Here is a 7579-nt window from a genome sequence, read left to right as displayed (position 1 = left end):
GGATACAAGCTAAGTGATGAGCTAGCACTAGTACAAACGCTAGATTTCTTTACGCCAATTGTTGATGATCCATACTCCTTCGGTCAGGTTGCTGCAGCCAATGCGATAAGTGATATTTACGCAATGGGCGGTAAGCCGCTAACTGTGCTGAATATTGTAGCATTCCCGATCAATACACTGGACAAGCAAGTTTTGACCGATATTTTACGTGGAGCTGCGGATAAAGTGAAGGAAGCGGGAGCTACCCTTGTAGGCGGACATTCCATTGATGATAAAGAACCGAAGTTCGGACTTGCGGTTACGGGTCTTGTACATCCAGACAAAGTACGTACTAATGCGGGAGCAAAGCCTGGGGACAAGCTGATACTTACGAAGCCAATCGGTGTAGGTATTCTAACGACTTCCATCAAAAAAGATCAGTTGAATGAAGCGGAGATTAGCCGTGTTATTGAGGTGATGGCGACGTTGAACAAAGCTGCTGCCGAGACAATGGAGCCGTATGACATTCATGCTTGCACAGACGTAACCGGCTTTGGCCTACTTGGTCATGCATCAGAAATGGCTAAGGGCAGCAAGGTTGGTATCCAAATATCTCGAGCAAATGTACCGGTTCTGCCACGAGTAAGAGAATTAGCAGAAGCGGGCTTCGTGCCAGGTGGAACAAAAAATAACTTCGCTCATCTCCAAGGTTCCGTTACGTTCTCCGAAGAACTCGATCAAATTGATCAGTGGATTCTTTGCGACGCCGTTACTTCGGGTGGTCTGCTCATATCGGTTGCTTCAGAAGAAGCTGAGACGCTTCTGGATAAGCTGAGGATAGCTGGAGTAGACGCGCATCTTATCGGCGAGGTTACCGCTGAACAGCCTGGACAAATCCACGTAACTGCTTAGAACGACATAAAAGGAGCTGTAGAAGATATGTTTCAGGATCTTAACGTCACGGAGCTGCTCGAGCTTCAACGCAAAGGAGTAGTCCAAATCATTGACGTCCGCTCACCTTCTGAATTCGCAGAGTCTACGATTCCGGGAAGTGTGAACATTCCACTCTTCGACGATGCAGAGAGAGCGGCAGTCGGTACGCTGTACAAGCAAGTAAGCTTGGAAGCGGCGAATGAAAAAGGACTTGAAGTGGTATCGGCCAAGCTGCCAAGCTTTATTAAGGAAATTGCGGGAAGCGGCCCCCCGCAGAAAGTCGTGTTTTGCTGGCGGGGAGGAATGAGGAGCCGTACATCCGCAACTCTTGCTTCTCTCATGGGACTCAAAATGTTCCGATTAGCTGGAGGCTTTCGTGCCTATCGTAAGTGGGTTGTAGAGACGCTGGAAAGCTACACGGAGCTGCCGCCTTGTTATGTGGTTAATGGGCTTACCGGGACTGGGAAGACGGAGCTTTTGATCCGTTTGCAGGAGCTCGGTTATCCTGTTATTAATTTGGAATGGATGGCTGAGCATCGTGGGTCTATTTTCGGACATATAGGGAAGCTGCCAAATAATCAAAAGTCGTTTGATTCACGGCTAGTCCATGAACTTATTCGATTGAAAAATGCTCCATATATCATTCTTGAAGCGGAGAGCAAACGAGTGGGCAAGGTAGTATTGCCTGAATTTCTTGTTAATGCTAAGGAAAAAGGTAAAACCTTTTATATTGATATCCCTATCGAGGCGAGAGTGGCAACCATTCTAAATGATTACAAGCCACAAGAAAATAAAGAGGATTTTATACGTTCTTTTGAACAAATCGAGAAGCGGATTCATACACCTATTGCTGCCGAAATTCGGAGCGCACTGCGTGAGGATCAGTTTGACGAAGCGGCAAAGCTGCTGCTTCTGCATTATTATGACCCTCGCTATCAATATGCAACGGATCAGTATGAACAGGAAAGAGTGAACATATCCGCCCCTAATTTGGAAAAGGCATTGGAGGAAGTTATTGAAAGACTGCCGAGCCTCCCTCAGGAAGCGTAGATAATGAATAGATTTATCTAGTTAAGTACGAAGAAGTTATCTCTGGTTATTAGACACTGGGGATAACTTTTTTTGAAATATAGGAAAGTATAAGTTTCACTCTTATACTCATGCCTACATTTTTACGCGAAACCGAGCGTCCTTATACAAGGACGACGAAGTTGTTTCTTCTTATTTGACAGGCCGTTATCGGCAGTGTATGATTAGGTTATTCATAATTCATAGTATATAGGTAGGAATAATTATATATATAGCCAGGAGGTTCTCAATATGGAGAAGCACTTGACGTTGCGACACGAAGAACTTGAGCTTGCGGCAACGCTGCATTACCCGACGGATGGGAATAAAGACGACACTGAGAAAAAACAAGCGATCATTATATGTCATGGATTTATAGGAAGCCGTGTTGGTGTAGACCGATTATTCGTAAAGGCGGCACGCACACTCGCTGCACAAGGTTCTTATGTACTGCGTTTCGATTATGGCGGATGCGGTGAGAGTAATGGAGATTACGGTGCACTCGGATTTGATTCGATGGTTGATCAGACTCGAAGCGCTATTGATTATTTAGCAAGTATGGAATGCGTAGATCCGAGACGAATCGTACTGCTTGGACATAGCTTAGGCGGAGCCGTGGCAATCATGACGGCTGTTAAGGACAAGCGAGCGAAGCGTTTGGTGTTATGGTCACCAGTTGCCTATCCATTTAATGATATTGTACGTATTGTAGGACGAAGCAGCTACGATGATGCCGTTACAGCTGGAAGCTCAGATTATTTGGGATATACGTTAAAGCCAGTATTTTTCGAATCACTGCAGCAGCATCAGCCTTTTCAATCAGCAACGAGGTTTGGTGGAGAGGTGTTACTCGTGCATGGGACGAGTGATGAGCTTATACCGGTTGACTACAGCTTTCTGTATCAGAAGATATATTGGACGCGTAACGAGGGCATATGTGATAAGCAGATTATTTTTCAAGCCAACCATACCTACTCGGATAGCAATCATCAGGAGGAAGCGATTCGCGCGACTTCAGATTGGTTGAGTGGTCTTGATAAGCAGCAAGAGGATTGGCATCACTGGAGTATCTAACAGCATAGAGGAACGCTGCGTGATGGCTCTTATACGTTATGTGTAGTGTTTTAGCGGATTGAGCAGTGAAGATGAGGGGCGCACTTTTTTTATAAAAGCTGCGTCCTTTTTTGTCTTTTTCTATATTCCGATCATATTCCATTACCATAAAATTGGATTATAAAGAGTGAAAAGCAACTTTTTGTCGAGACAACCTTCTAAAAATGTGTTTAAATGGAAGATAGGTGTAAGCGGAATCATATTTTTTATAGGGAAGAAGGTAAGGATGTATATGGAAAAACGATTGCGTATAGTGATAAGTGTGATGCTATTAACGTTAATGATCATCGTTACGGCATGCAGCGGCAACGGGAGCAAAGTGACGCCGGAGGAAAGCGTTAAACCAAGTGAAACAATAGGCACCGAGCCGATTATCGAACCTACGCCATTGCCATTTACAGCATCGCTTACTGGTATAAAACGAGAAACGGATGTAATAGCGCGGCCGATAGTCGTTATGATTAATAATTTTGCTGCAGCTAGGCCTCAGTCAGGCCTTACAAATGCAGATGTCGTGTGGGAAGTGCTTGCCGAAGGCGGTATTACACGTTTAATCGCTGTATTTCAGAGTACAGATGCGTTGACGGATACGATAGGTCCCGTTCGAAGCATCAGACCTTATCTGATTGATATTGCTGACAGCTTTGGTGCTGTGATGGTTCATGCAGGAGGCAGCAATGACGGATATGCAATTTTGCGTAAGCAGGGGAAGCCTTATTTGGATGAAATATCTAACGCGGGCAGCTATTTCTGGAGAAGCAAGGAACGAAAGGCGCCGCATAATCTATATTCGACACTAGAGAAGATGAGGGCAGGGGCCGAGAAGAAGAAGTACAGCACAGACAAGCCAGTGCCTACCTATACATTCTCTGAATCTGGTGCTGCTGAAGCGGGATCGTCGGCTACTGATATTTCAATTAACTTTTTGTTAAAGAATTATAAGGTTGGGTATATCTATGATGAGACGAACGGTTTATATAAGCGTTCGATTGGAGATAAGCCACATATTGATATGAACAATGACCAGCAGCTGTCAGCTGCGAATTTAGTTGTGCTTGGAGCTGACCATAAGACACTGGATAACGAAGGACGACTCGCTGTTGATATGACCTCGGGCGGGCAAGCGATTTTGTTTCAAAAAGGCAAGGTGATTGAAGCAGAATGGCTGCGTGCTCCTGACGGAATGATTCGAATTGTGAAGAATGGAACAGAGCTGCCATTCACTCCTGGCAAGACATATTTCCACATCGTCCCAAATTCACCGACATTTGCGGGACATATATCATGGGTACAAAATTAATTATTGGGAATACTGTTAACATACGTTAATGGGTAAGCTTGCTAAGCTAAGAAATGACGTAAACCTCAGAAGGGTTTGCGTTTTTTTTAATATATAAGCATTTATAAGTATTCACTTATAAATGTGCTTATATATCACCGCGAAACGAATGCTTTTGCCGAAGAGGACGGCGACAGCCGTTTACGCTTGTCCCATGAAACGAATGTTTTTGCTTTAAAGGAAGCTGAGAACCATTCAAAACTGATAAAAATAAATTTTTTTTTTAGTTTTCATAAAACCTTTACATTCTCTTAACAATTAGAAGGTAAACTATGATAAGATATTGTGGGTTCTTAGCAAGAGCCTAATCATCCAGTCAGCGAAGGGGATTAAGATGTTCAAGAAAAAGGATATTTTCTTTAAAACATTTGAAGAGATGGCAGACACAATCGTCGAGGCATGTGAGTATTTTGCCAAAGGACTATCTGATTTATCAGATGTTGCCACTTTTGCCAAAACCATGAAGGAATTCGAGAGTAAATGCGACAAATACACTCATACGATCTTGAAGGAACTGAACAAAACGTTCATTACTCCAATAGAGCGTGAAGATATTATGGCGCTTACCACTTCGCTTGATGACGTTCTTGACGGAATCGAAGCATGTGCATCACGTTTTGAAATGTACAATATTCGTGAAAAAGATGAGAACATCCAGAAGTTTGGGGATATCATCGTTCGCTCAGCACAAGAAATCAAGAAAGCCATCTACTTGTTAACAGAAAGAAAGCTGCTTGCTATGCGTGCAAATTGCATTGAGCTTAATGAGCTGGAGAACCAAGCGGATGATTTGCTTCGAGTTTGTATTAAAGGCYTGTTTACAAACGTAAAAGACCCAATTGAGTTAATGAAGCGTAAAGAGATTTACGAAATGCTAGAAGAAACGACCGACTTCTGCGAAGATGTAGCTAATACGTTGGAATCGATCATTATGCGTAACAGCTAATCTGGAAAGTTAGGAGTTATATACGATGGATTTGATGGTTCTTTGGATTGTAGTGTTTCTTGCGCTTTCGTTTGATTTTATAAATGGATTTCACGATACGGCTAATGCGATTGCGACTGCAGTATCAACGCGGGCATTAAAGCCACGTGTGGCAATAATGATGGCAGCTGTTATGAACTTTGTCGGAGCAGTTACGTTTACCGGCGTTGCGGCGACAATCGGTAAAGGTGTAGCAAATCCAGCTGAGCTTGAACATGGCGTTCCCATTGTAATTGCCGCGTTAATATCAGCTATTTTATGGAACTTGGCGACATGGTGGTTCGGTATTCCATCCTCATCCTCTCACGCATTAATTGGCTCGCTAGCCGGTGCGGTAATTGGTGGAGCAGGTATGAGTGCAATTAACAACGATGGTTTAATTAAAATCGTACAAGCGTTGCTAATCTCCCCTTTGATCGCTTTTGCTGCAGGTTTTATAATTATGTGGATATTGAAGAAGATTTTCGCCAAATCAAGTCCGCATCAGATTAATAAAGGATTTCGTTTTGGTCAAATCATTACAGCTGCTTTCCAATCATTCTCACATGGTACGAATGATGCGCAGAAGGCAATGGGTATAATCGTATTCGCACTCGTTGCTGCTGATATACAAGATACGATGGATGTTCCTATGTGGGTTAAGCTTTCCGCAGCAACAGCTATGGCGCTTGGTACATCGGTTGGTGGTTGGAAAATCATTAAAACGATGGGTACGAAAATTTTCAAAATCGAGCCTATTAACGGGTTCGCGGCGGATATCGGTTCTGCTGTCGTAATATTGACAGCAACAATGATTCATTTGCCAGTCAGCACTACACATGTTATCACTTCCTCTATTCTCGGTGTCGGCAGCGCGAAGCGTTTCTCCGCCGTCAAATGGGGCATGGCAGGACGCATTGTAATCGCATGGGTCATCACGATTCCGATCACGGTTCTGATGGGGATGTTCATCTACTGGCTCATTCATTTCTTCCTATAGAATATAGGGAGTTGAAGCGTGTTAGGAGTTGTTGGAGTTGATTTGGAGTGGAAAAAGCCCAGGTCGGCTTTGATAATTGGTTGGTTTGATGAGTTGGTTCGTACATATGCGAGTACGTGTGTTTACGTACGAATGCGACAAGTGAGGCAGACTCACTAATTAGTGAAGATAATCTCACTAATCGGACAGAATCATGTACTTATCAGTTGGATAGTGAGTAAAGCCTCACTCGCCATGAACTTATGTTCATGGGGAATGAGATTTACCTCACTATTTTTTGTTTTCTCTAGGCATGTAGTGGGACGAGAGTGAGACAGACTCACTAATTAGTGAGTTTACCTCACTATTTTGTTTTCCCTGGGAATGTAGTGTTGGAGAATGAAACTTGCTTTATACTATGGACAAACCTGATGTGAAGAAGTGAAACTTGTGTTTGTGCACATTTAGAGTAACCTTTGTCATTTAACTAACCTTGTGAAGTGCATCACTCTTTTAAGGTCTCCCTCACTTACAGTTTCACGTTATAAGTATTTGTCGAGTATTGTATGCGGATTTGTTTGCTACAGCTAATGTACATACTCGTATCAACCAATAATAGTTGGATCTGATTGCATCGACCCAACCAATAATAGTTGGATCAGATCGCATCAACCTGTATTAGCTGGCTGGTATAAACTTATCAACTCACGTCAGTGAGGCTGATTCATTAATCAGTGATGTGAAACTCACTAAAATGACGGATACTTGAGCTTTTCAATCAGTTAGTGAGGCAAACCTCACTCTCCATGAAGTATAGTTCATGGGCAGTGAGATTTTCCTCACAAGTTACTGTGTACTCTGGGGTTAGTCCAGATTAATTGTGAGTCTTGCCTCACAATTAATGATGTGTCCCTCACTACGCTTTTCTAAGACGCTCTCTACGGAGATGATGCGATGATCTGTGGATAAATATCATCAGAAAATATCGAAATTTGCATCTATACACATTAAACTCCCTTGGTACGATATGATTTTCTCACGAATGCTCGCTTATTCGCAGGATTTCGCCCGGWTGGTWARRGRTGAAAGACAARRAGGGGRACTCCGTRTTAGACTTYGGCAACATGAAGGCRCACGGGAATAGAGGGGGGGATATATTCGCCCCATATACTTCCATTTACTGCACGCATTCTCCACGCCGCCC

General features: G+C 43.3%; 6 protein-coding genes. All 6 read left to right on the top strand.

From position 1 onward, the window contains the following. Positions 1-891 (top strand): selenide, water dikinase SelD (gene selD / locus AC1DWN_RS23065; RefSeq protein ID WP_477561242.1); only part of this gene is annotated, 891 nt, incomplete at its 5' end. 27 nt (positions 892-918) lie between these two features. Further along, the gene (gene mnmH / locus AC1DWN_RS23060; RefSeq protein WP_477561241.1) at positions 919-1962 is read left to right on the top strand and encodes a tRNA 2-selenouridine(34) synthase MnmH; all 1044 of its coding nucleotides are present in this window, start codon (positions 919-921) and stop codon (positions 1960-1962) included. 270 nt (positions 1963-2232) lie between these two features. Then, on the top strand, positions 2233-3054 hold the full coding sequence (locus AC1DWN_RS23055) for an alpha/beta hydrolase (protein WP_477561240.1): 822 nt from the start codon (positions 2233-2235) through the stop codon (positions 3052-3054). A gap of 271 nt (positions 3055-3325) precedes the next feature. Continuing rightward, the gene (locus AC1DWN_RS23050) at positions 3326-4393 is read left to right on the top strand and encodes a DUF3048 domain-containing protein (RefSeq protein ID WP_477561239.1); all 1068 of its coding nucleotides are present in this window, start codon (positions 3326-3328) and stop codon (positions 4391-4393) included. A 373-nt stretch (positions 4394-4766) separates the two neighbouring features. Then, a complete protein-coding gene (locus AC1DWN_RS23045) occupies positions 4767-5378 on the top strand; it encodes a DUF47 domain-containing protein (RefSeq protein WP_477561238.1) in 612 nt (203 codons plus the stop codon). A 25-nt stretch (positions 5379-5403) separates the two neighbouring features. Further along, a complete protein-coding gene (locus tag AC1DWN_RS23040) occupies positions 5404-6396 on the top strand; it encodes an inorganic phosphate transporter (RefSeq protein WP_477561237.1) in 993 nt (330 codons plus the stop codon). Positions 6397-7579 lie beyond the last annotated feature (1183 nt).

It is taken from the genome of Paenibacillus sp. P4_A7 (assembly GCF_056402455.1).
This window is presented reverse-complemented; position numbering and strand designations above follow the sequence as displayed.

What these genes read in the sequence shown, in the direction of transcription:
- AC1DWN_RS23040 (WP_477561237.1), top strand. Translation starts at nt 5,404, where the DNA reads ATGGATTTGATGGTTCTTTGGATTGTAGTGTTTCTTGCGCTTTCGTTT.
- AC1DWN_RS23050 (WP_477561239.1), top strand. Translation starts at nt 3,326, where the DNA reads ATGGAAAAACGATTGCGTATAGTGATAAGTGTGATGCTATTAACGTTA.
- mnmH (WP_477561241.1), top strand. Translation starts at nt 919, where the DNA reads ATGTTTCAGGATCTTAACGTCACGGAGCTGCTCGAGCTTCAACGCAAA.
- AC1DWN_RS23055 (WP_477561240.1), top strand. Translation starts at nt 2,233, where the DNA reads ATGGAGAAGCACTTGACGTTGCGACACGAAGAACTTGAGCTTGCGGCA.